This is a genomic window from Specibacter sp. AOP5-B1-6 (assembly GCF_052376555.1).
Classification (GTDB): domain Bacteria; phylum Actinomycetota; class Actinomycetes; order Actinomycetales; family Micrococcaceae; genus Specibacter.
Genome location: NZ_JBQSVT010000085.1, coordinates 1 through 2,981, shown reverse-complemented (window position 1 = coordinate 2,981; position 2,981 = coordinate 1). Strand labels below are relative to the sequence as shown.

1 protein-coding gene is annotated in these 2,981 nt (G+C 56.1%); it reads left to right on the top strand.

What is annotated here, in order from left to right; all coding sequences use genetic code 11:
- Positions 1-945 precede the first annotated feature (945 nt).
- On the top strand, positions 946-1,863 hold the full coding sequence (locus ACT3TS_RS19465) for an Abi family protein (protein ID WP_444533182.1): 918 nt from the start codon (positions 946-948) through the stop codon (positions 1,861-1,863).
- Positions 1,864-2,981 lie beyond the last annotated feature (1,118 nt).

Below are 2,981 nucleotides of genomic sequence, written 5' to 3'. Positions count from 1 at the left end.
CCTTTCCGTGGCCCCATCCCAGACGCTTGAATAAGTCATCCTTTTCGGTCTGACTCTTGGGCCAAGGATGTAGGACCGCTATTTCAACCAGGTCAACGATGGCTTCAGGCTTCGGAATTTCGTTCATGAACCGTTCTGGGGATGTCATATTGCCACGCTATTCCGGAATCTAACGGATGACCAGAGGCCTACTGGCAGCCGATCGAACAAGTGGACAGAAGCTCTCAACACGGCAGTCATATCCCAAAGCGGCAAGGCCACCGCTATTCCGTTGCCGTACTTGCTGATCCGGTGTCCCGTGTAGACATCGGCGAAGTGTCTCGCAAGCCGGTCGTTCACCGGAACGAGTGCAGACGACTTATGAAACATTCGAATCTATGTAGTTCCGCAGGCGCCGCATTCCCGTATACCGTGCCCTAGAAAAAGCCCGGTCATGGGAGGTTACATGGGACATCTCTCGGCCTCGAATTCAGGCGAGTGCTCGACGTTCCCGGCAGGTTCTGATCCCGAGCGTTCAGCGACCATCAAGATCACCAGAAAGTCCCGCAGTCACCCCCGCCGCTGAGGTTTCGACGTTGCCTCCTGTTCGGGTGTTTGTGGGATTTGGATGCATTCATCAACCGCAGCGACGCGTATTGCTACCGCAGCGAGAGGGTATGCAGGCGCGCGTTTCGTGATCTCAGGCTATTGCAGCTGTCGCTTGCCAGACCGAAGATCATCTGCACGACGGTGCTACTGGTGGCGGGTGTGTGACGAAGCGGAAGTAGTCAACACCCATAGAACAGATACCCCAGTTACGCACGGTTTGCGATAGACTGGATGCATTAAGCCCCAGCCCCTCTGCCATCGGCAAGGGCTGGCTTTCTTTAACTCGAAGGGGCCATCCTGGAACCGAAACCGCATCGCACCTACGAGCAACAGCTGGAAATCCTCCTCTCACGCGGCATGCTCATCCCCAGCCACGACTATGCGCTACGAGATCTGCGGAATGTCGGCTATTACCGATTGGCCGCCTACTGGTACCCGTTCCGCGAAATTGACCACGTTGACGCGGACGGGACCGTTGTCCGCTCGGATCTACTAAAACCAGGAACGACATTCGATGACGCCCACGCTTTATGGACGTTTGACCAACAACTACGCCTCATACTGCTGGAGGCGCTGGAACAAATCGAGGTTGCCCTGCGTGTCCGGACGGCTCACTGCATCGGCGCCCAGGATCCTTTCGCTCATCTAAACGCCTCCCACCTGGACACAGCCCGCTGCCTGGCAACCGTTCAAACACCGCAAGGATCAATGACCGCCCATCAATGGTGGGTGGCCCGCTACGAAGAAAAGCTTGCAAGCACCCACGATGACATTCTGCGGTTGTACAGGTCCCGCTGGGAGCTCAAACCCCCTGTATGGGTTGCCGTTGAGCTGCTTGACTTCGGGATGCTCTCTACCTTCTTCAGGCAGTTTCTGACCAAAGCCCAGCAAAGCGAAATCTCCCGGACTTTCGGCATCTCCCAAGGCAGCTTTTTGGTCAACTGGATCAAGGTCCTCAATCACGTCCGCAATATGTGCGCCCACCACGCGCGGGTCTGGAACCAGCCAGTGACATTCCGGCTCCAACGAATACCCACCGGAATGTCACCCCTTCTAGACCCACTCAATAGGCTGACCGGAACGCCGAAGACCCGCATCTACTCAGTGCTGTATCTCTGCGCGTTCCTCCTTGACAGCCTTGGTGACAACAGCGATTGGACGAACAAGGCACAGGCTCTCCTGGCCTCCTTCCCTAACGTTCCCGGACCGACCATCAACGACATCGGCGCACCAGAGAGCTGGCATACTCACGCAATCTGGGACACCCAAATCTGAGAACACCCGGCGGCGAGAATTCACAACACGAGCTTGGGCCCGCTCAAAGCGATGAGGAACCAGACTCGCACTTCATCGCGTCCGGCAGTCATTTTTAGGTTCGCAATTTAACCCCGAGAAATGATCGCATTCCATACCGGAAAGCACGGCAGATAAGCCGCAAATTGCCCCTAAATCACGGAAGTTGATGCTCCAATCGCCCAATAGGAAGTCACCAAACTGCATCTTTGCAATGGCAATTAGCCATCTGGCGGACCGGAAGGAAACCGCGCCCTGAACAACACATGTCGTTGACGCACGACGGCCCGCTATCGACAACCGGTGACATGCCGTCGACCATGCCGATGAACCTGCAAACGGCCACCAAACAGCAGCTCCGGCGCTACGCTGCAGGACCTCATCACGTTTTACTCACGTTACTGAACGAAAACCCACGGCAATCCTTGACATGTCAAAGGGGCCCTGTTGTTCCGCACTCCCCCGGAAACTGGCAGTTTTTGGCGCTCAACGGAGCCTGTTGGCATGAGAGTCCTGAGTTTCTCTTGATCGTGGATTCAATTCCCACCCGGGGCATAAAAAGGCCTCTGACCTGTGGTTTTGCTGTTTCGAACGGGTGCGTCGAGGGGACAAATCACGTTCTACTCATGTTTTTGATTGAAAAGTTGGTCACGTTTTGGGCCTATATAGGGCCTATATAGGGCCTAATCAGATCCCGTTTGTTGTCACGGCTTTCAACCGGCGCGCGGAAAATCATCGGGATTTAGCGGATTTTCCAAGCCAGCCTTGCTTTGGCCGGTGGCTCCTAAGCATTCGCCCTCCGATCGCCGTACTCTTGGCACAGTGAACCGTCGGTTAGCCAAGAACTTCCCTCGGTACTACAAGCAGCCCGGCGCGGAAAATTCAATCTTCTAGGTGTGTGGGTCAGTAGCGTTTTGAAGGGTGGGCTGGTGTCGGCATGAACTTCGGCCGTTTGTGGCCTTTGTGGCGCTGACACTGGCCGGGAGTGTTGAAGAGGGTTGGTGCCCCTGCCACGGCTTGATTCAGGGGCTTGGTGGGGCCTGCGTGCAGCGCAGTGTCCCGCCGCGCCTTCCTGCTATACGGCTGGTTCTGCCCGGTAA